At 43.8% G+C, this 23,162-nt stretch carries 15 protein-coding genes and 1 tRNA gene; 15 read left to right on the top strand and 1 reads right to left on the bottom strand.

From position 1 onward, the window contains the following. Positions 1-33 precede the first annotated feature (33 nt). From tuf to GTK07_RS14415, 11 genes are all read left to right on the top strand, one after another. A complete protein-coding gene (gene tuf, locus GTK07_RS14465) occupies positions 34-1,221 on the top strand; it encodes an elongation factor Tu (protein ID WP_163635969.1) in 1,188 nt (395 codons plus the stop codon). A gap of 70 nt (positions 1,222-1,291) precedes the next feature. After that, a tRNA-Trp gene (locus GTK07_RS14460) sits at positions 1,292-1,364 on the top strand. 92 nt (positions 1,365-1,456) lie between these two features. Further along, positions 1,457-1,645, top strand: coding sequence for a preprotein translocase subunit SecE (secE, locus tag GTK07_RS14455; RefSeq protein WP_163635968.1), 189 nt, complete (start codon positions 1,457-1,459; stop codon positions 1,643-1,645). An 8-nt stretch (positions 1,646-1,653) separates the two neighbouring features. Then, on the top strand, positions 1,654-2,205 hold the full coding sequence (nusG, locus tag GTK07_RS14450; RefSeq protein WP_163635967.1) for a transcription termination/antitermination protein NusG: 552 nt from the start codon (positions 1,654-1,656) through the stop codon (positions 2,203-2,205). 68 nt (positions 2,206-2,273) lie between these two features. Beyond that, positions 2,274-2,711: a 50S ribosomal protein L11 gene (gene rplK, locus GTK07_RS14445; protein WP_163635966.1), complete on the top strand. Its 438-nt coding sequence runs from the start codon at positions 2,274-2,276 to the stop codon at positions 2,709-2,711. Positions 2,712-2,732: 21 nt separating this feature from the next. Continuing rightward, on the top strand, positions 2,733-3,422 hold the full coding sequence (rplA, locus tag GTK07_RS14440) for a 50S ribosomal protein L1 (RefSeq protein ID WP_163635965.1): 690 nt from the start codon (positions 2,733-2,735) through the stop codon (positions 3,420-3,422). A gap of 27 nt (positions 3,423-3,449) precedes the next feature. Next, entirely contained in the window at positions 3,450-3,965 is a 516-nt protein-coding gene (gene rplJ, locus GTK07_RS14435; protein WP_163635964.1) for a 50S ribosomal protein L10, read from the top strand. Positions 3,966-4,020: 55 nt separating this feature from the next. Then, a complete protein-coding gene (rplL, locus tag GTK07_RS14430) occupies positions 4,021-4,401 on the top strand; it encodes a 50S ribosomal protein L7/L12 (RefSeq protein WP_163635963.1) in 381 nt (126 codons plus the stop codon). Positions 4,402-4,529: 128 nt separating this feature from the next. Beyond that, entirely contained in the window at positions 4,530-8,339 is a 3,810-nt protein-coding gene (gene rpoB / locus GTK07_RS14425) for a DNA-directed RNA polymerase subunit beta (protein ID WP_163635962.1), read from the top strand. A gap of 38 nt (positions 8,340-8,377) precedes the next feature. Beyond that, positions 8,378-12,676: a DNA-directed RNA polymerase subunit beta' gene (gene rpoC, locus GTK07_RS14420; protein ID WP_163635961.1), complete on the top strand. Its 4,299-nt coding sequence runs from the start codon at positions 8,378-8,380 to the stop codon at positions 12,674-12,676. A gap of 58 nt (positions 12,677-12,734) precedes the next feature. Continuing rightward, the gene (locus GTK07_RS14415; protein WP_163635960.1) at positions 12,735-13,046 is read left to right on the top strand and encodes a DUF3467 domain-containing protein; all 312 of its coding nucleotides are present in this window, start codon (positions 12,735-12,737) and stop codon (positions 13,044-13,046) included. A 107-nt stretch (positions 13,047-13,153) separates the two neighbouring features. On the opposite strand, the gene GTK07_RS14410 is transcribed toward GTK07_RS14415, so the two are convergent. Further along, positions 13,154-14,743: a peptide chain release factor 3 gene (locus GTK07_RS14410; RefSeq protein WP_163635959.1), complete on the bottom strand. Its 1,590-nt coding sequence runs from the start codon at positions 14,741-14,743 to the stop codon at positions 13,154-13,156. A gap of 393 nt (positions 14,744-15,136) precedes the next feature. Here GTK07_RS14410 and GTK07_RS14405 point away from each other — a divergent pair, with 393 nt between their 5' ends. The 4 genes from GTK07_RS14405 to GTK07_RS14390 all read left to right on the top strand — a co-directional run. Then, positions 15,137-18,805, top strand: a complete 3,669-nt coding sequence (locus GTK07_RS14405) for a T9SS type B sorting domain-containing protein (protein ID WP_163635958.1) — start codon at positions 15,137-15,139, stop codon at positions 18,803-18,805. Positions 18,806-18,817: 12 nt separating this feature from the next. After that, complete coding sequence (locus tag GTK07_RS14400) at positions 18,818-19,765, top strand: PorP/SprF family type IX secretion system membrane protein (protein ID WP_163635957.1); 948 nt, start codon at positions 18,818-18,820, stop codon at positions 19,763-19,765. A gap of 11 nt (positions 19,766-19,776) precedes the next feature. Then, positions 19,777-21,726 (top strand): OmpA family protein, encoded by a 1,950-nt coding sequence (locus tag GTK07_RS14395; RefSeq protein ID WP_163635956.1) that lies wholly within the window; start codon positions 19,777-19,779, stop codon positions 21,724-21,726. Positions 21,727-22,207: 481 nt separating this feature from the next. Next, positions 22,208-23,162 (top strand): hypothetical protein (locus GTK07_RS14390; RefSeq protein WP_417939477.1); only part of this gene is annotated, 955 nt, incomplete at its 3' end.

Genomic DNA, 23,162 nt, shown 5'->3' with positions numbered 1-23,162 from the left:
ACTAATATAAACTAAGATTAAAATTATTTTAAAATGGCAAAGGAAACTTTTGATCGTTCCAAACCCCACTTAAATATTGGTACCATTGGACACGTGGATCACGGTAAAACTACATTGACTGCTGCTATTACTACTGTATTGGCAAATGCAGGTCTTTCAGAGAAGAGAAGCTTTGACTCCATCGACAATGCACCAGAGGAAAAAGAGAGAGGTATTACTATCAATACTTCACACGTAGAGTATCAAACAGCTAACCGTCACTACGCTCACGTTGACTGTCCTGGTCACGCGGATTACGTAAAGAACATGGTTACTGGTGCTGCTCAGATGGACGGTGCCATCTTGGTTGTTGCTGCAACCGATGGTCCAATGCCACAAACACGTGAGCACATCCTTTTGGGTCGTCAGGTAGGTATTCCACGTATGGTTGTTTTCTTGAACAAAGTTGACATGGTGGATGATGAGGAGCTTTTGGAGCTTGTTGAGATGGAAGTAAGGGAATTGCTTTCTTTCTACGAGTACGATGGTGACAACGGTCCTGTTATCGCTGGTTCTGCACTTGGTGCTTTGAACGGTGAGCAAAAATGGGTTGATACCGTTATGCAACTTATGGAAGCTGTTGACTCTTGGATCGAGGAGCCTGTTCGTGAGAAAGACAAGCCATTCTTGATGCCTATTGAAGACGTATTCACTATTACCGGTCGTGGTACTGTTGCTACCGGCCGTATCGAAACTGGTGTTGCAAACACAGGTGACCCTGTAGAAATCATTGGTATGGGTGCTGAGAAATTGACATCAACCATCACCGGTGTTGAGATGTTCCGTAAGATTTTGGATAGAGGTGAAGCTGGTGACAACGTAGGTCTTCTTTTGAGAGGTATCGAGAAATCCGATATCAAAAGAGGTATGGTTATCTGTAAGCCAGGTTCCGTGAAGCCACACGCTAAATTCAAAGCTGAGGTATATATCTTGAAAAAAGAAGAAGGTGGTCGTCACACCCCATTCCATAACAACTACCGTCCGCAGTTCTACGTACGTACAACTGACGTGACCGGTAACATCAACCTTCCTGATGGTGTTGAAATGGTTATGCCAGGTGACAACTTGACAATCACTGTTGATTTGATCCAGCCTATCGCGTTGAACGTAGGTCTACGTTTCGCTATCCGTGAAGGTGGTAGAACTGTAGGAGCTGGTCAGGTTACTGAGATTCTAGATTAATCATTTTACAATAAATAGTACACTAAAGGGTGTCTCGGTTTACCCGGGATACCTTTCAGTGTAATTATAAACGGGTGTAGCTCAGTTGGTAGAGCACTGGTCTCCAAAACCAGGTGTCGGGAGTTCGAGTCTCTCCTCCCGTGCAAACAGAAAGAATAGCACAGTGACGAGAAGTTTATCCTGAGCGTAGACGAAGGAAGTTTCTTTTCCAGTGCTGGAAAATACAAGAATAATTATGATCACTTATATAAAGGAATCATTCGAGGAATTGAAAAACAATGTTACTTGGTTGGAAAGAGCCAAGGCATCTAATTTGATGGTCATTGTAGCCGTGTTCTCAATTTTGTTCGCATTGGCAACTTGGGGGGTTGATTCCCTTTTCAGTAAATTGATCAGATTGTATTTTGAAAAATTAATAGGTTAACGATCGGTATGTCTGAGGTTCTGGAGAAAAAATGGTATGTGGTAAGAGCGGTCAGTGGTCAAGAGAACAAGATCAAGGGCTATATTGAGAGCGAGGTAGAGCGCGCCGGTTTCGGTGACTACCTTGACGAGGTTCTTGTCCCTACCGAAAAAGTTGTACAGATCAGAAACGGAAAGAAAATCAACAAAGAAAGGGTTTACTTTCCTGGATATATCATGATCAAAGCCAATTTGGGTGGAGAAATGGTGCACATTATCCGCTCGATCACCAACGTGATTGGCTTTTTGGGGGAAACCAAAGGTGGGGATCCCGTGCCTTTGAGAAAATCAGAGGTGAACCGTATGTTGGGGAAAGTGGACGAGTTGGCCGTCAATACGGACAATGTATCCATTCCATTTGTGTTGGGTGAAACGGTTAAGGTTATTGATGGTCCTTTCAACGGATTCAATGGAACTGTTGAAAAAATCAATGAAGAAAAGCGTAAGCTGGAGGTCATGGTGAAGATTTTCGGAAGAAAGACCCCATTGGAACTCAGCTATATGCAAGTTGAAAAAGTATAATAAGAGCTGTTACATATAAAAAGCTGTGTTGCTTCCAATTGACACAACTTTTAATTTAATTAGAAACAATGGCAAAAGAAGTAAGTAAGGTAGTTAAATTACAAGTTAGGGGAGGTGCTGCGAATCCGTCGCCACCGGTTGGACCCGCCTTAGGTGCTGCCGGTGTTAACATCATGGAGTTCTGCAAGCAGTTCAATGCTCGTACGCAGGACAAACAGGGCAAGGTATTGCCTGTTGCTATCACCGTTTACACAGACAAGTCTTTCGAGTTTGTTGTAAAAACACCACCTGCGGCAGTTCAATTGATGGAAGCAGCGAAGATTAAAAAAGGATCCGGCGAACCTAACAGGGTGAAGAATGGTACCGTATCATGGGACCAAGTGAGAACTATTGCAGAGGACAAAATGGCTGATTTGAATGCATTTACCATTGAGTCTGCAATGAGTATGGTAGCTGGTACAGCAAGATCTATGGGTCTTAAGCTGTCAGGAACCAAACCTTTTTAAAATCTTAAAGCAAATTAGTAAATGGCAAGATTGACTAAAAAGCAGAAAGAGGCCCAAGCCAAGATAGACAGGAACAAGCTCTATTCTTTGGAGGAGGCATCAGCTTTGGTAAAAGAAATAACCAATGTAAAATTTGACGCATCTGTTGATATCGCGGTTCGTTTGGGTGTAGATCCAAGAAAAGCGAATCAAATGGTACGTGGCGTTGTTACCCTTCCTCACGGAACAGGTAAAGACGTAAAAGTTTTGGCATTGGTGACTCCCGATAAAGAAGCAGAGGCTAAAGAAGCCGGAGCCGATTTTGTAGGGTTGGATGATTATTTGGATAAGATCAAAAACGGTTGGACTGATGTTGATGTGATCATCACCATGCCAAGCGTTATGGGAAAATTGGGTCCATTAGGTAGAGTTTTGGGTCCAAGGGGTTTAATGCCCAATCCAAAAACAGGAACTGTGACAATGGAGGTTGGTAAAGCCGTTTCCGAAGTGAAGGCTGGTAAAATTGACTTCAAAGTTGATAAGACCGGGATTGTACACGCTGCAATCGGTAAGGCATCCTTCCCAGCTGATAAAATCGCTGGTAATGCCAAGGAATTGATCGATACCTTGGTAAAATTGAAGCCTTCAGCTGCAAAAGGTGTTTACATGAAGAGTATCCACTTGTCCAGTACCATGAGTCCCAGTGTTCAATTAGATCCTAAAGCAGTTTAATTTAACTGGTAGTTCAATATTTAAATTATGACAAGAGAAGAAAAAGCAATCGTAATAGAAGATTTGACTGCACAGTTAGCTGAAAACGCCAATATTTATTTGGCCGATATTTCAGGATTGGATGCTGTTGCAACAGCCAACCTAAGAAGGGCTTGTTTCAAGGCAAACATTAAACTAGCGGTCGTTAAGAACACCTTGCTTGCAAAAGCAATGGAAGCTTCTGATAAGGAGTTTGGTGAATTACCAGGCGTGTTGAAAGGAAATACATCCATGATGTTGTCCGAGACCGGTAACGCTCCAGCTAAACTTATCAAGGACTTTAGAAAGAAATCTCAAAAGCCTTTGTTGAAAGGAGCCTTTATTTCAGAGGCTGTTTATATCGGTGACGAAAACTTGGAAGCACTTGTAAATATCAAGTCCAAGGAAGAAGTTATCGGGGATATCATCGGATTGTTGCAATCACCTGCCAAGAACGTTATTTCTGGTCTTAAGTCAGGTGGAGGCAAATTGGCCGGTATCCTTAAAACCTTATCTGAGAAGTAATTCGCGCACAATAAACTAAGTATATTTTTAAACATTTTCATTAAACGATAGAAAAATGGCAGATTTAAAAGATTTTGCAGAACAGTTGGTAAACCTTACCGTAAAAGAAGTAAACGAGTTGGCTGACATCCTTAAAAACGAATACGGTATCGAGCCTGCTGCTGCTGCAGTAGCTGTTGCTGCTGGTGGTGCCGCTGGTGGTGCTGAAGAAGCCGCTGAGGAAAAAACCGAATTCGACGTAATCCTTAAAGCAGCTGGTGCCTCTAAATTGGCAGTAGTTAAATTGGTTAAGGAATTGACAGGTCTTGGTCTTAAAGAGGCTAAAGACATCGTTGACAGCGCACCTAAAGCTGTTAAGGAAGGCATCTCCAAAGATGAGGCCGAAGGCATCAAAAAATCATTGGAAGAAGCAGGAGCAGAAGTTGAGCTTAAATAATAGCTTTTTGCATACAAGTTTGGTTAAGGTCTTTCCATTTTATGGTTAGACCTTAGCCTATTTTAATAAGGAGTGTATAAAGCCGTACACAGACCCGAATAGTATTCACGTTCAAAATTTGTCCATAGATGTTCACAAACACTATTGAAAGAGTTAATTTCGCATCCGCTAAGAACATACCGGAATACCCGGATTTCTTGGACATTCAGATCAAATCATTTCAAGATTTTTTCCAGCTTGAAACCAAATCTGACGAAAGAGGGAACGAAGGTCTCTACAACACCTTCATGGAGAATTTTCCAATTACTGATACCAGAAACCAGTTCGTACTGGAATTTTTGGATTACTTCATAGATCCACCACGTTATTCCATTCAAGAATGTATCGAGCGTGGACTTACCTATAGCGTTCCGTTAAAGGCACGTCTTAAACTTTATTGTACCGATCCAGAACACGAAGATTTTGAGACCATCGTTCAAGATGTGTACTTGGGTACCATTCCATACATGACCCCAAGTGGAACGTTCGTGATCAATGGTGCCGAAAGGGTAGTGGTTTCCCAGTTGCACAGATCGCCCGGTGTTTTCTTTGGGCAATCTTTCCACGCCAATGGAACCAAATTGTACTCTGCAAGGGTTATCCCTTTCAAAGGATCTTGGATCGAATTCGCTACGGACATCAACGGTGTAATGTACGCCTATATTGACCGTAAGAAAAAATTACCGGTAACCACCCTTTTCCGAGCCATCGGATTTGAAAGGGATAAGGATATTCTTGAGATCTTCGACCTTTCTGAAGAGATTAAGGTAACCAAAGCCGGACTATCCCGAGTATTGGGCCGTAAATTGGCCGCTAGGGTGTTGAACACATGGCATGAGGATTTCGTAGATGAGGACACTGGAGAAGTAGTTTCCATCGAACGTAACGAGATTATCCTGGACCGTGATACTATTTTGGAAAAAGAGCATATCGATGAGATCATTGATGCCGACGTGAAGACTATTTTGCTTCACAAGGAGAACAATGCACAGTCTGACTATGCCATTATCCACAATACATTGCAAAAAGACCCTACCAACTCAGAAAAAGAAGCGGTAGAGCACATCTATAGACAATTGCGTAATGCCGAGCCGCCCGATGAGGAAACTGCTCGTGGTATTATCGAGAAATTGTTCTTTTCCGATCAGCGTTACTCTTTGGGTGAAGTTGGTCGTTACAGGATGAACAAGAAATTGGGCTTGGACATCGGTATGGACAAAGAAGTTCTTACCAAGGAAGACATCATCACCATTATCAAGTATTTGATCGAGTTGATCAACTCCAAAGCGGAGATCGATGATATCGACCACTTGTCCAACCGTCGTGTACGTACCGTTGGGGAACAATTGTCCCAGCAGTTCGGGGTAGGTTTGGCCCGTATGGCCCGTACCATCCGTGAGCGTATGAACGTTCGTGACAACGAAGTATTTACCCCGATCGATTTGATCAACGCCAAGACCTTGTCTTCCGTGATCAATTCTTTCTTCGGTACCAACCAGTTGTCTCAGTTCATGGACCAGACCAACCCATTGGCGGAGATTACACACAAGAGAAGATTGTCCGCATTGGGACCAGGTGGTCTTTCCCGTGAAAGAGCCGGTTTCGAGGTGCGAGACGTTCACTATACCCACTACGGAAGGTTGTGTCCTATCGAGACACCTGAAGGTCCGAACATTGGTTTGATCTCTTCCTTGTCCGTATTTGCGAAAGTGAACAGCATGGGCTTCTTGGAAACTCCTTACCGTAAGGTGGCAGATGGTAAAGTAGATGTGAAAAACCATATTTACCTAAGTGCAGAGGAAGAAGAAGGAATGAAGATTGCCCAGGCCAACATTCCATTGGCCGATGATGGTACTATTGAGCGCGATAAGGTTATTGTTCGTGACGAAGGTGACTTCCCAGTGGTTGACCCAGTGGAAGTAAACTATACCGACGTTGCCCCCAACCAGATTGCATCCATTTCTGCTTCCTTGATTCCTTTCTTGGAGCATGATGATGCGAACCGTGCGTTGATGGGATCGAACATGATGCGTCAGGCAGTTCCATTGTTGCGTCCAGAATCTCCTATCGTAGGTACCGGTTTGGAAAGACAGGTAGCCACTGACTCCAGGGTATTGATCAATGCCGAAGGAGATGGGGTTGTGGAATATGTGGATGCACAGAAGATTACCATTAAATATGACAGAACCGAGGAAGAGCGTTTAGTAAGCTTCGAAGAAGATTCCAAGACCTACGAATTGGTGAAGTTCAGAAAGACCAACCAAGGTACCAGCATCAACTTGAAACCTATCGTTAGAAAAGGGGACAAGGTGAAAAAAGGTCAGGTACTTTGTGAAGGATATGCTACCGAAAAAGGTGAATTGGCCTTGGGTAGGAACATGAAGGTAGCCTTCATGCCTTGGAAAGGGTACAACTTCGAGGATGCGATCGTAATCTCTGAAAAAGTGGTGCGCGAAGACATCTTTACCTCTATCCACATTGATGAGTATGCCTTGGAAGTAAGGGATACCAAATTGGGTGCTGAGGAGTTGACCAATGATATTCCAAACGTATCCGAAGAAGCGACCAGGGATTTGGACGAGTACGGTATGATCCGTATCGGTGCCGAAGTAAAACCTGGCGATATCTTGATTGGTAAGATCACTCCTAAAGGAGAATCCGATCCAACACCTGAAGAAAAACTGTTGCGTGCCATCTTTGGTGACAAGGCAGGGGATGTTAAGGATGCCTCTTTGAAAGCATCCCCATCCTTAAGCGGTGTGGTTATCGACAAGAAATTGTTCTCCCGTTCCATCAAGGATAAGAGAAAACGTTCCGAGGATAAGGAAGCCATCACCAGATTGGAGATGGATTACGAAGTGAAGTTCCAACAATTGAAAGATATCCTTATCGAGAAATTGTTTGGTCTGATCAACGGTAAAACATCACAAGGTGTTATTAACGATTTGGGTGAAGAAGTACTTCCAAAAGGAAAGAAATACACCATCAAAATGTTGAACGCTGTTGACGATTTCGCCCACTTGGTTGGCGGAAGCTGGACAACTGACGAAGATACCAATGAATTGGTGGCCGATCTTTTGCACAACTATAAGATCAAATTGAATGACATTCAGGGTAACTTAAGAAGGGATAAATTCACGATTTCCGTGGGGGATGAACTTCCAGCAGGTATCATGAAGTTGGCCAAAGTATACATCGCCAAAAAACGTAAGTTGAAAGTTGGTGATAAAATGGCAGGTCGTCACGGTAACAAAGGTATCGTGGCCCGTATCGTCCGTCAAGAGGATATGCCTTTCTTGGAGGATGGAACCCCAGTGGATATTGTATTGAACCCACTAGGTGTACCTTCAAGGATGAACATTGGTCAGATTTACGAAACCGTATTGGGTTGGGCAGGTTTAAAATTGGGCCAAAAATATGGTACCCCAATCTTTGACGGTGCTACTCTGGACGAGATCAACGAGCTTACCGACAAAGCTGGTGTGCCAAGATTTGGACATACATACCTTTATGATGGTGGAACCGGTCAACGTTTTGACCAAGCCGCTACCGTTGGTGTGATCTATATGTTGAAATTGGGCCACATGGTGGATGATAAGATGCACGCACGTTCTATCGGACCATACTCTTTGATCACACAACAACCATTGGGTGGTAAGGCCCAGTTCGGTGGTCAGCGTTTTGGTGAGATGGAAGTATGGGCATTGGAAGCCTACGGAGCATCAGCTACCCTAAGGGAAATTTTGACAGTGAAGTCCGACGACGTGATCGGAAGGGCCAAGACCTATGAATCCATCGTGAAAGGCGAGACCATGCCAGAACCTGGATTACCGGAATCTTTCAACGTATTGATGCACGAGCTTAAAGGCTTGGGCTTGGATATCAGATTGGAAGAATAGAACACTATACATATTAATTATATCATCACCATATTGTTATGGCTAGAATAAAAGACAATAACGCACCAAAAAGGTTCAACAAAATCTCCATCGGATTGGCTTCTCCAGAGTCTATCTTGGCAGAGTCCCGTGGCGAGGTGTTGAAGCCTGAAACCATTAACTATAGAACGCACAAGCCCGAGCGCGATGGATTGTTCTGCGAGCGTATTTTTGGTCCAGTAAAAGACTATGAGTGTGCCTGTGGTAAGTATAAGCGTATCCGTTACCGTGGTATTGTTTGCGACCGTTGTGGTGTTGAAGTAACAGAGAAAAAAGTTCGTAGGGACCGTGTAGGGCATATCAACCTAGTGGTTCCTGTGGCACATATCTGGTACTTCCGTTCATTGCCGAATAAGATTGGATACCTTTTGGGATTGCCTTCCAAAAAGTTGGACATGATCATTTACTACGAAAGGTATGTAGTCATCCAACCAGGTATTGCCAAAGGACCAGAAGGAGAGGAAATCCATAAATTGGATTTCTTGACCGAAGAGGAATATTTGAACATTTTGGAGTCCCTTCCCTCTGAAAACCAGTATTTGGAAGACACGGACCCCAACAAGTTCATCGCTAAAATGGGTGCCGAGTGTTTGATCGACCTTTTGGCGCGTATCGACTTGGAACAATTGTCATACGAACTTCGTCACAAGGCAAATACCGAAACTTCCAAGCAGCGTAAGACCGAAGCGTTGAAACGCCTTCAGGTGGTTGAGGCCCTTCGTGAATCTCAGGACAACAGGGAAAACAGACCCGAGTGGATGATCATGAAGGTGATTCCCGTTATCCCACCAGAATTGCGTCCGTTGGTACCATTGGATGGTGGCCGTTTCGCCACTTCCGATTTGAACGATTTGTACAGAAGGGTAATCATCCGTAACAACCGTTTAAAGCGTTTGATGGAGATCAAGGCACCGGAGGTGATCTTGCGTAACGAAAAACGTATGCTTCAGGAAGCTGTGGATTCGTTGTTCGATAACACAAGAAAGGCATCTGCGGTAAAAACTGAATCCAATAGACCATTGAAATCCCTTTCTGATTCTTTGAAAGGTAAACAAGGTCGTTTCCGTCAAAACCTTTTGGGTAAACGTGTAGATTACTCCGCGCGTTCCGTAATCGTCGTTGGACCGGAAATGAAATTGTACGAATGTGGTCTTCCAAAGGACATGGCGGCCGAGCTTTACAAACCGTTCATCATCCGTAAGTTGATCGAAAGGGGTATTGTAAAGACCGTTAAGTCTGCCAAAAAGATCATTGACAAGAAGGAGCCTGTAGTATGGGATATCCTTGAAAACGTCCTAAAAGGACACCCCGTATTGTTGAACCGGGCCCCCACATTGCACAGATTGGGTATCCAAGCGTTCCAGCCAAAACTGATTGAAGGTAAGGCAATCCGCTTGCACCCATTGGCCTGTACCGCATTTAACGCGGATTTTGATGGGGACCAGATGGCAGTTCACTTGCCATTGGGGCCAGAGGCCATTTTGGAAGCTCAATTGTTGATGTTGGCTTCACAGAACATCCTTAACCCTGCCAACGGTTCTCCGATCACCGTACCTTCCCAAGACATGGTTTTGGGTCTGTACTACATGACCAAAGAGAAAAAATCTACTCCAGAGGAGCCTGTTGCGGGTGAAGGGTTGACCTTCTACTCCCCAGAGGAAGTGGAAATTGCCTTTAATGAGAAGAAAGTGGCCTTGAACGCCATTATTAAGGTAAGGACCAAGGATTTCAACGAAGCAGGAGAATTGGTGACCAAGATCATCGAGACCACTGTAGGCCGTGTATTGTTCAACACCGTTGTGCCAGAAAAAGCAGGATACATCAATACCGTATTGAACAAGAAAGCCCTTAGAAACATCATCGGGGACATTCTTGCGGTAACCGATGTACCGACTACCGCTGATTTCTTGGATAAGATCAAGACCATGGGTTACGAATTCGCCTTCAAGGGTGGTTTGTCCTTCAGCTTGGGAGATATTATTATCCCTGCCGAAAAACATGAAATGATCGCCGAGGCCAATGAGCAGGTTGATGGTATCATGATGAACTACAACATGGGTCTCATCACCAACAACGAACGATACAACCAAGTAATCGACGTTTGGACCTCTACCAACGCTATGTTGACCGAATTGGCCATGAAGCGTATCCGTGAGGACAAACAAGGATTCAACTCTGTATATATGATGTTGGATTCCGGTGCGAGGGGTTCTAAAGAGCAGATTCGTCAGTTGACCGGTATGCGTGGTTTGATGGCCAAACCTAAAAAATCGACTGCTGGTGGTGGAGAGATCATTGAAAACCCGATCCTTTCCAACTTTAAGGAAGGATTGTCCATTTTGGAATACTTTATCTCAACCCACGGTGCCCGTAAGGGGCTTGCGGATACCGCTTTGAAAACTGCGGATGCTGGTTACTTGACCAGACGTTTGGTGGATGTATCCCAAGATGTGATCATCAACATTGAGGATTGCGGTACGTTGCGCGGTATTGAGGTAGAAGCTTTGAAAAAGAATGAGGAAATTGTAGAATCCCTAGGTGAAAGAATCTTGGGTAGGGTTTCCCTTCATGATGTATATAACCCATTGACCGAGGAGTTGATCCTGAGGGCCGGCCAGGAAATTTCCGAAGCCGATGTGAGGAAAGTGGAAGCTGCTCCTATCGAGAAAGTGGAAGTACGTTCTGCGCTGACCTGTGAGGCCGCCCAAGGTATCTGCGCCAAATGTTATGGTAGAAACCTTGCTACCAACAAAATGGTACAGCGAGGTGAGGCCGTTGGTGTGGTTGCTGCACAATCCATTGGGGAACCTGGTACACAGTTGACATTGCGTACCTTCCACGTGGGTGGTATTGCCGGTAACATTTCCGAGGATAGCCGTTTGGAATCCAAATTTGACGGTATTGCCGAAATAGAAGACCTTAGGATGGTAGAAGGGGAGAACAATGAGGGTAACAAAACCAACATTGTGATCTCTAGGACTACCGAGATCAAGATCATCGATGCGAAGACCGGTATTACGTTGAGTACCAATAACATTCCTTATGGTTCCCAATTGTTCGTGAAGGATGGGGAGAAAATCGCCAGAGGTACCGTGATTTGTCAGTGGGATCCTTATAACGGTGTTATCGTTTCCGAGTTTACAGGACAGATCGCATATGAGAATATTGAGCAGGGTATGACCTATCAGGTTGAAATCGACGAACAGACCGGTTTCCAAGAAAAGGTTATTTCCGAATCAAGGAACAAGCGTTTGATCCCTACCCTTTTGATCAAAGACGGTAAAGGAGAAACCATTCGTTCATACAACTTGCCTGTTGGTTCCCACTTGATGGTAGATGATGGTGAGAAGATCAAGGAAGGTAAGATCTTGGTAAAAATCCCACGTAAATCTGCAAAGGCAGGGGATATCACCGGTGGTCTTCCTAGGGTAACCGAGCTTTTTGAAGCAAGGAACCCATCCAACCCTGCTGTGGTAACTGAAATTGACGGTGTGGTATCTTTCGGTAAGATCAAGCGCGGTAACCGTGAGATCATTATTGAGTCCAAAACCGGAGAGGTGAAAAAGTACTTGGTGAAACTTTCCAACCAGATCTTGGTTCAGGAAAATGACTACGTACGTGCTGGTATGGCTTTGTCCGATGGTTCTATCACTCCAGAGGATATCTTGGCGATCAAAGGACCATCTGCGGTACAACAATACTTGGTGAACGAAGTTCAGGAAGTATACCGTTTACAGGGTGTGAAGATCAACGACAAGCACTTTGAGGTTGTGGTGAGACAGATGATGCGTAAGGTGCAGATCGAGGATCCAGGAGATACCATCTTCTTGGAGAACCAATTGGTACACAAGGACGACTTCATCCATGAGAACGATGAAATCTTCGGTAAGAAGGTTGTGGAAGATGCAGGGGATTCCGAAAGGTTGAAACCAGGTCAGATTGTGACAGCCCGTCAGCTAAGGGACGAGAACTCTATCCTTAAGAGGGAGGACAAGAACTTGGTGTCCGCAAGGGATGCGGTTGCAGCCACAGCTACACCGATCCTTCAAGGTATCACAAGGGCTTCGTTGCAGACCAAATCATTTATCTCCGCAGCGTCGTTCCAGGAAACTACCAAAGTGTTGAACGAAGCCGCCGTAAACGGTAAAGTTGATGGTTTGGAAGGATTGAAGGAAAACGTGATTGTTGGACACAAGATTCCTGCCGGTACCGGTATGAGGGATTATGACAGTATCATAGTAGGCTCAAAAGAAGAATATGATGAAATCATGGCCCGAAAAGAGGAATTCAAATTCTAAATAAAAACGAAACCCTGGCCAAACGGTCAGGGTTTTTTTATGCTTAAGAAATACATTTATGGCAGAACAAAACCAAAATCAAAAACAGATCAATATAGAATTGGATGAGAAAACCGCTGAGGGAACGTATTCCAATTTGGCCATCATCAATCATTCCGTATCGGAATTTGTGGTCGATTTTATTAGTTTGATGCCGGGAGCTCCCAAGGCAAAGGTGAAAAGTCGGATCATCCTTACCCCGCAGCATGCCAAAAAATTTTTAAAGGCTTTGAATGAAAACGTGGCCCGTTTTGAAAAGGCTCATGGACCCATCAAGGATTATGAACAGCCAGCTATTCCATTGAATTTCGGACCAACTGGCGAAGCTTAAATTCATCTAAGTAAAATACAATACGTGTCAGTTCTAGTACAGTCGTGAACTAGATGATGTGTAAGCTTGATAAACATCTCGACTGTGCTTGATGGAACATTTAATATTTATTCAAACTCTGAAGTGTAGTGCAGTTTTACCGAGGGATATTTCTGTTGTGTCATCTGCAGTGAAAATTGTGAATCGGCCAAAAATACCAACTGTCCCCGTTTATCAGTGGCCAGGAATTTTTGTTTTACCCGCTTGAACTCGGCAAACTCCTCATTGTTTTTGTCCGTGGGTTCTACCCAACAAGCCTTGTATACCGGGAAATTTTCATAGGTACATTTGGCGCCATATTCATGCTCCAATCGATATTGGATAACTTCGTATTGAAGTGCACCAACCGTTCCTATGACCTTTCTTCCGTTCAGTTCCAAGGTAAATAACTGGGCCACGCCTTCATCCATCAACTGGTCAATACCTTTGAACAATTGTTTCGCCTTCATCGGATCGGCATTGTTGATATACCTAAAATGCTCGGGTGAAAAGCTTGGAATGCCCTTATAGTGCAATTTTTCCCCACTGGTAAGGGTATCCCCAATCTTAAAATTTCCCGTATCATGAAGTCCCACAATATCCCCGGGAAATGAAATATCCACAATCTCCTTCTTTTCTGCAAAAAAGGCGTTGGGGCTGGAAAACTTCAATTTTTTATCTTGCCGCACATGTAGGTAGGGAATGTTCCTTTCAAAAGTACCGGATACCACTTTTACAAATGCCAAGCGGTCACGATGTTTGGGATCCATGTTCGCATGGATCTTAAAGACAAATCCGGAAAACTCCTTTTCGTTGGCCTTTACCAAACGCTCCTCTGCCATTTTGGCCCTAGGGGATGGGGCAATGTCTATAAAACAGTCCAAGAGTTCACGGACACCAAAATTGTTCAGGGCAGACCCAAAGAAAACGGGCTGCAGTTCGCCTTTTAAGTAGGTTTCCTTATCAAAATTAGGGTAAACACCACTGACCAGTTCCAAGTTGTCACGTAGGTTTTGGGCGGCTTTGGCACCAATGATTTTTTCCAGTTCAGGATTTTCAATATCATCAAAGGCAATGGTTTCCTCAATGTTTTTTTTGCTGTTACCGCTAAATAGGTTGATATTCTTCTCGTAAATATTATAGATGCCCTTAAAATCGTATCCCATCCCGATTGGGAAACTCAATGGGGTCACGGAAAGCCCTAATTTTTGTTCCACTTCATCCAAAAGGTCAAAGGCATCTTTGCCCTCCCGGTCCAATTTGTTGATGAACACAATCATGGGAATGTTGCGCATGCGGCAAACTTCCACCAATTTTTCGGTCTGCTCCTCAACACCTTTTGCCACATCGATCACAACAATCACACTATCAACGGCAGTCAAGGTCCTGAAGGTATCTTCGGCAAAATCCTTGTGACCTGGCGTGTCCAAGATATTGATTTTCTTGTCTTTATAGATAAAGGCCAAAACAGAAGTAGCCACAGAGATCCCCCTCTGACGCTCAATCTCCATAAAGTCACTGGTAGCCGATTTCTTGATTTTATTGCTTTTTACGGCACCAGCTTCTTGGATGGCCCCACCGAATAAAAGCAGTTTTTCGGTAAGTGTGGTCTTCCCGGCATCAGGGTGGGAGATAATCCCAAAGGTTCTTCTTCTTGCTATTTCCTTTTCAAAATCCATCAACAAAAATTTCGGCAAAAATAGGGTAATTATCTGTTTTGGGCCACATTTATGAATGGATTGGGAATTGTTGATATTATTGGGAAAAAATAAGGTGTTCAAATTCTTCAGAACCAAAAAGTGGAGTAATTTCCCCCCGTTTTTGTTCTTTCTCAGGAGATACCCCCAATTATCTTTTTGTTGCAACAGCAGATATGGTCAATAATGATGAGGAATACGCCTTTTATCGATTAAAATAGGCAGTGAGCTTCAAATGCTTTAAATATGTGACGAAATTGAGAAGTGGTGTGTCAAAGCACAAGAACACTTAGAATTACGAAGAAACCCCAATTTCTTACGCTTACGGGAACCTATATTTTGCCATGGTGATCAGTTGACCAAAACTTATCATTTATGGAGAACATTACTTTTGTAAGACTTGGGAACAGTCTAGTCCGACATATTCGTGTTGTCGCCCTATTATGGGTTTTTGGACTATTTTCTTCCCTTAGTGTTGCCCCTTCATATACTTTGCCTTTTAATGGTTCTTGGGATAACCAAGTGTACCAAGTAGGTGAATTATCCAACAATTCCCTTTGGAATCTTTCGGGTCTTTGGGACCCTTTTCAAAAGCGTATCGATAGCCATCATGCCAATTCTTTTGGTATAATGTTCACTTCTGTTACCGATTGTGATGGTGATGGGGTGAGCTGTGACAAGGAAGAAGAGGACGGCACTGATCCAGATGACCCATGTGATTTTATCTTGGCACATCAAAATTGTGCTCCGACCACCGCATGGAAAAATATGGACTGTGATGGGGATGGGGTTACCAACCAAAAGGAGAAGGAAGATGGGACAGATCCATTAAATCCCTGTGATTTGATCGTGGAACATCAAAACTGCACCGTTCCGGATTCCTGGAAAAAAATGGATTGTGACGGTGATGGGGTGACCAACGAAAAGGAAATTGAGGATGGTACGGACCCCTTCGATCCATGTGATTTGATTGTGGAACATCAAAACTGTACTGTTCCTGATAGCTGGAATAAAATGGATTGCGACGGTGATGGGGTGACCAACGAAAAGGAAGTTGAGGATGGAACGGATCCATTTGACCCTTGCGATTTTATTTTGGAACATCAAAATTGTACACCATCCGATGCATGGAAGCAATTGGATTGTGATGGTGACGGGGTTACCAATGGTAAAGAAAAAGAAGATGGCACCGATCCTTTGGATTCCTGTGATTTTGTTTGGGAGCATCAAAATTGTGAACCATCAGATTCGTGGAAACAATTGGACTGTGATGGCGATGGAGTGACCAATGGTGATGAAAAGGAAGACGGCACCAATCCTTTGGACCCATGCGATTATAATCCTGAGCATGTAACCTTACCACAAAGTGGTGGCTACCTGACCGTCGATTGTGACGGCGATGGAGTGACCAATGGTAAAGAAAAAGAAGATGGCACCGATCCTAATGATCCTTGTGATTTTATTTTGGGAAGCCAATCTGTTAGTCCGTCATCCACTTGGAATAGTTCCGATTGCGATGGTGATGGGGTAACCAATGAAGACGAAAAGAAAGATGGCACCGATCCGTTGGATCCATGTGATTATAAGCCAGAAAGTGTAACCTTGACGCCTTCGGCGGAATGGAATGCATTGGATTGTGACAATGATGGAAATCCGAACGGCACTGATCCAAATCCATTAAAGGCAACGGCAATGGACGATTCAGGGTCGACCCCAGCGCTTACTGAGGTAGCCATCAATATTTTGGAAAATGATGATTTTCTGCCTAATAATGATGGGAACAATGTAGGGATAACTTCCCTTTCCCAAATTGGTGGAAGTGCTTTGGGTACTGTTGGCCTGGATGCTCAGACAGGAATCTTGAGTTATACACCAACTTTGGAAGAATCCAATACTACGGTAACAATAGTTTATCAAGTGTGCAACGTTGCTGTGGATCCCAATGTTTGTGCTTCGGCGACAGTAACCATTCAGGTGGGAGCGAATACTCTTGATGCTGTCGACGATTCTTTCAGTACCGATACTACCGGTGAAGGAATTGTAGGTAGCAATGTATTGGATAACGATACCTTAAACGGTGCACCCGTTTCTCCAGGAGATGTGATATTGACCTCGACTCCAACGGCAGAACTGACCATCAACGAAGATGGTACCATTACCATCAACCCAGGTACTGCAGAAGGTACTTATACCATTGATTATACGATTTGCGAAGTGTCCAATCCAACCAATTGTGACACGGCAACCGTTACGGTGGAAGTGACCCAAGGCACCTCGAATGTCATCGATGCGGTGGACGACACCTTTAGTGGCAATACATCCGGAGTGATTCCCAACAGCAACGTGCTGGATAACGATACCTTGAACGGGGCCCCGGTTACTTCTGGGGAAGTGATCTTGACATCGACCCCAACCACTGAGCTGACCATCAACGAGGATGGCACCATAGCCATAAACCCAGGTACAGCAGAAGGCACTTATACTATTGACTATACGATTTGCGAAGTGTCCAATCCAACCAATTGTGACACGGCAACCGTTACGGTGGAAGTGACCCAAGGCACCTCGAATGTCATCGATGCGGTTGAGGATTCGTTCAGTGGCGATGCCAGCGGAGTGATTCCAAACAGCAATGTGTTGGACAACGATAGCTTGAACGGTGCACCGGTAACTCCGGGGGATGTGATTTTGACATCGACCCCAACTACTGAGCTGACCATAAACGAAGATGGCACCATAGCCATAAACCCAGGAACTGCAGAAGGAACCTATACCATCGATTATACCATTTGCGAAGCAGCCAATCCAAGCAATTGTGATACGGCAACCGTGACTGTTGAAGTGACACAAGGCACCTCGAATGTTATTGACGCCATGGACGATGCCTACAATGCGGATACAACTGGCGGTGCAATTGCAGGTAGTAACGTTTTGGATAATGATACGCTTAATGGGGCATCTGTAACCCTTGAGGACGTTATTTTAACATCCACTCCAACTTCTGAATTAACTATCAATGAAGATGGCAGTGTAACCGTGACTCCAGGTACTGCTGAAGGTACCTATACCATTAACTACACCATTTGTGAGGCAGCGAATATGGAAAACTGTGATACTGCAACCGTAACCGTGGAGGTTGCCGAAGGGATGGCCAATATAATAGATGCAGTAGATGATGCTTACAGTGCTGATACCGATGGCGGATTGATTACAGACAGCAATGTTTTGGATAATGACACCTTGAACGGAACCCCTGTGACTTTGGCAGATGTCATTTTGTCGTCAACACCAACTGCTGAATTGACTATCAATGAAGATGGTAGTGTAACCGTTAGCCCGGGTACGGCCGAAGGCACCTATACCATCAACTACACTATTTGTGAGGCAGCGAATATGGAAAACTGTGATACAGCCTCGGTGATAGTCGAGGTAACGGAACCTATGGTAAATGTTATCGATGCCGTGGATGATAGTTATGAAGCCGATGCAGAAGGCATCATTCCAAACAGTAACGTGCTAAGTAATGATACGCTGAACGGTGAATCTGTTACCTTGGATGATGTGATTTTAACATCGACCCCAACGGATGAACTCGTCATTAATGAAGATGGCAGCGTAATGGTGATTCCTGGCACAAAAGACGGTACCTATACCATCGGCTATACGATTTGCGAAGCATCCAATTCTGAAAATTGCGATTCAGCAATTGTGACGGTAACCGTGGATGGTATTGATGACGATTCCAAAATTGAAGTGAACCAAATGCTGACACCGAACGGCGATTTGAAGAACGACTTCCTTTTCATCAGGGGTGTTGATAGGATCAAATCCAGCACGTTGAAGATTTTCAATAGATGGGGTGTTGCCGTATATGAAGGCACGAACTATGATAACATCAACAATGTTTTTGATGGCCGTTCAAGAGGAAGGTCTTCTTTGAGTGTCAACGATTATCTCCCAGCAGGAGTGTATTTTTATATCTTTAACTACGAAACGGATGAAGGCAGTTTCACGGATTCCGAATATATCTATATAAGCAGGTAACATATTGATAGAATGGTAAGAATGCGTTTTTTATTTACGTTGATAGTTATTGGAATGATCTCCGTGGGGTTATATGCCCAGCAAGATGCCCAATACACTCAATATATGTACAATACATTAAGTGTAAACCCTGCATATGCCGGATCTCGCGGGCAATTGAGTTTTGCCGGATTGTACCGTTCCCAATGGGTTGGACTTGACGGTGCTCCAGAGACCTTTACTATCAACCTACATTCCCCCATCAGGAATAGCAGGTTGGGTTATGGTATTTCTGTGGTGAACGACAATATTGGTGACGGGGTGGTGCAACAGACCTATTTGGATGCGGCCATTTCCTATACGTTGGAATTTGCCAGGGATGCCAAGTTATCCTTCGGCTTAAAGGCAGGCGGCGATATGATCAGTTTGGATTTTAATGGGCTCCGCAACTTTGATCAAGAAGTGGTGAACCAAAACAATATAGACAACAAGTTCACGCCCAATTTCGGATTGGGCATTTACTACCATACCGATACCTTTTATGCAGGTTTATCGGCACCCAATATTTTGGAGACCGAATATTTCGACAACGACAATACCAGTAATTCGGTTAACTTTTTATCGGCCCAGCGCATCAACTTTTATTTCATTACCGGTTATGTATTCGATATGGGTCCAGACTTGAAGTTTAAACCGGCATTATTGACCAAGGCGGTGGGTGGCGCCCCATTGCAAGTGGATGTTTCCGCTAGTTTTTTGTTTGCGGACAAGTTCAGTTTTGGAGCCGCTTACCGTTGGGACGCCGCTTTGAGCGGCTTGGTCGGCTTCCAACTGACAGAGCAATTGATGGTTGGTTTGGCGTATGACAGGGAAACCACCGAATTGGGCGGAACTCAGTTCAACGATGGATCCTTCGAGATATTTTTGAGAGTGGAGTTGCTGAAGAGTTTCCAAAGAACCGTATCACCAAGATTCTTTTAATATAGTTTAGGATGCTGAAAAGAATACTCATTTTACTTATTGTACTTTCAGGTTCGGTGGCCAAAATGGCCGCCCAGGACAGCATTCCCGACAAAAAGATTGATAGGACCATAGAGAAGGCCGATGAGCGCTATCGGGAGTATTCCTTCAGTCCTGCCATCGATATTTATAAAAAAGTATTGGACAAAGGCTATTCTTCTCCTGACCTATTGAAGAAATTGGGGAATTCCTATTATTTCAATGCCAAATACCAAGAAGCAGCGGAAATCTATAAAAAACTGGAAGGGGAATTTCCAGATGAAATGGAAGTGGAATATGTGTTCCGTTACGCCCAAAGTTTGAAATCCATTGGCAATTATGATGAAGCAGCTCGCTTAATGGAGGAATTCAAAAGCATGACGGCTTCCTATACCGGCGGATTTGATGACGATTATATGACCAAGATCGAGGAGAACTCGGGAAGGTATACCGTTAAACCATTTGGTTATAATAGTAAGTACTCTGATTTCGCTGCATCCTATTACGAAAAGGGGCTCATTTTTGCTTCTGATCGTGATACCGGAAATTTGGCAAGATACCGCCATACATGGAATTCTAGGGACTTCTTGGATTTATACAAGGTAAATGCGGATAGTGCTTCTACTGACAATGTGATGAAGTTAGAGGGCGAGATCAATACCAGACTCCACGAGTCCACCTCAGTAATCACCAAGGATGGGAACACCATGTATTTTACCCGAAACAATTTCATGGATGGGAAAAAATACAAGGATGGCGAAGGTATTACCCGATTGAAGATTTACAGTGCCGAAAAAGTGAACGGTGAATGGACGAATATTACAGAACTACCATTTAACAGTGATTCTTATTCTGTGGCTCACCCTGCGTTGAGTCCAGATGGAAAACGATTGTATTTTGTTTCCGATATGCCCGGAAGTTTGGGACAATCGGATATATTCATGACCAATATTATTGGTGATGGCACCTATGGACCCATTGTAAATTTGGGTAAAAACATCAACACCATGGCCAGGGAAACCTTCCCTTTCATTACTTCTGATGGGGTCTTGTATTTTTCTTCTGATGGCCATTTCGAATTGGGTGGATTGGATGTATTTGCCACTAAGATTGCCTTTGACGATTATGACCAGCCAGTAGTAAATGTGGGTAAGCCGATCAATGGCCCAAGTGATGATTTCGCTTTTATTTTTGATCCCGAAAGAAAAACCGGATATTTTTCTTCCAATAGGGAAGGAGGTATGGGGGATGACGACATCTATTCATTTGTGGAAAACGAACCTTTGGTATTGGATTGCATCCAGGATGTGTCGGGTACGGTAAGGGATCGCATTTCCAACGAAGTTTTGGCAGGTGCCACCGTGAAGGTGATCGATGAGGAGAACAACGAGATTTCTTCTACTATTACGGATTCGAATGGGAATTACTTCCTGCAATTGGATTGTTCCAAAGGAAACTTTGTTCGGGCATCTAGGGATGGGTATGTTCCGGCGGAAGAATATCTGGGTAAATCAAATGGAAAGCCAAGGATTATCGACTTTTATTTGGAAAGGGATTTGGTTACCGGAGGGTTCGGTGACGATTTGGCCAAGCTATTGCAGTTAAGTACCATTTATTTCGATTTGAACAAATACAACATCAGGCCCGATGCTGAAATTGAGATTCAGAAAGTGATTGTGGCCATGGAAAAATATCCAAGCCTTAAGATCAAGGTAAATTCTCATACTGATAGCCGTGGGGATGATGCCTATAACCTGTGGTTATCTCAAAAGAGAGCTGAGTCTACAGTTAAGTATATGATTTCTAAAGGCATAGCCAAGGATAGACTTCAAGGAGAAGGATTCGGGGAAACCCGCTTGGTGAATGAATGTATGAACGGTGTTCGTTGCTCAGAAGAGCAACATCAATTGAACAGACGTTCAGAATTCATCATATTTGAATGATAAATTATTGACAATCAATTTGTAAAGATCTAAAATGACCCTCCTCGGAGGGTCATTTTGTTTTGGGCCAAACCTTACGAAATTCTTTATTTCTAATCTTCTTTTGGCAATTCAATCTATTTGTTTTGAAATGACATCGTTCGAAAATGAGTGATATCACATTAAATAGGCATTTAAAAATGTAAGATTTTATATACAATTTTAAACTTATCGAGGTGGCTCCAGCCTATGTATTTCTCAGGTCTCATCGATGAACAGTCTTAAAAAATGATAAAAACTTTAAAGAGTAACCTCAGAATTTGGTGGCTATACTGTTAGATTTAACTAGTACACAACAAATATTTTCTACCCCTATAGGTAAAGGTAATTTTGTAGGGAGTTGTAAAATTCGAGGTGTTCTGTCTTGTCAGAATCGCCAATAATGGAACAACTACAACAACAAAAAACATACGAATACCGAGCCTCAACCAATAGTAACCTCATGAAAAAGAGCATAGTTGCCCTACTGTTTTTACTTTTTACAGGAATTGCCTTTTCCCAAACTACAGTAACCCTACAGGATCAATGTAATTGTGAAGTCCTAAAAGGAACCGATGTTTCCAGCCCAGGGGCTGTAAGCCCCACTGGTGCCGATATTGGGGATATTTATGTGAATACCAATACCGGTACCATTTACTTTTGGGATGGTAACTCATGGGAATTAACATCGACGGATAGTCAAAAGTTGACAGGGTTCACCTTTGATGGAACTTCCAAGACGTTAACACTCTCCTTGGAAAACGGCGGAAGTGCCAATGTGGACTTGAGTAGTTTAAGTGATAGCTTAACGGATACCAATACTACGGTCGCCTCATTTGGAATAGATGGCACCAACACCAACTTGGTCATTACAGATTCGGAGGGCAATACCTATTCTGTAGCATTGGCTGATTTGGCGGCTCTGATAGATACCAATACGGATTCCCAGACCCTTTCCTTAAGCGGAACCGATCTGAGCATTACAGGAGGCAACACCATCGATATCAGTAGTATCGATACTGATACCGATGACCAGACCTTGAGTATTTTAGGTTCCGACCTGACGATTTCCGAAGGGAACACAATTGATATTTCAGGTGTGAACACGGATGCCCAGACCCTATCATTGAGTGGAACGGATCTGAGCATCACCGGTGGCAACACCATCGACATCAGTTCCATTGACACGGATACCGATGACCAGACCTTGAACCTATCAGGGAACACCCTATCCATCGCCGATGGTAACAGTGTGGACCTATCCGTTTTCAATAACAGCGGAACCGATGACCAGGCCTTGAGCCTGAGCGGCAACACCCTGACCCTTGAGGACGGTGGCAACGTGGACCTGAGCGGATATTTGGACAATACAGACGACCAAGCACTTAGCTTGAGTGGAAATACCCTTACCTTGGAAG

It is taken from the genome of Flagellimonas sediminis, from assembly GCF_010500845.1.
GTDB lineage: Bacteria > Bacteroidota > Bacteroidia > Flavobacteriales > Flavobacteriaceae > Flagellimonas > Flagellimonas sediminis.
The sequence above is the reverse complement of the archived record's forward strand: the minus strand, read 5'-3'. Positions and strand labels throughout refer to the sequence as shown.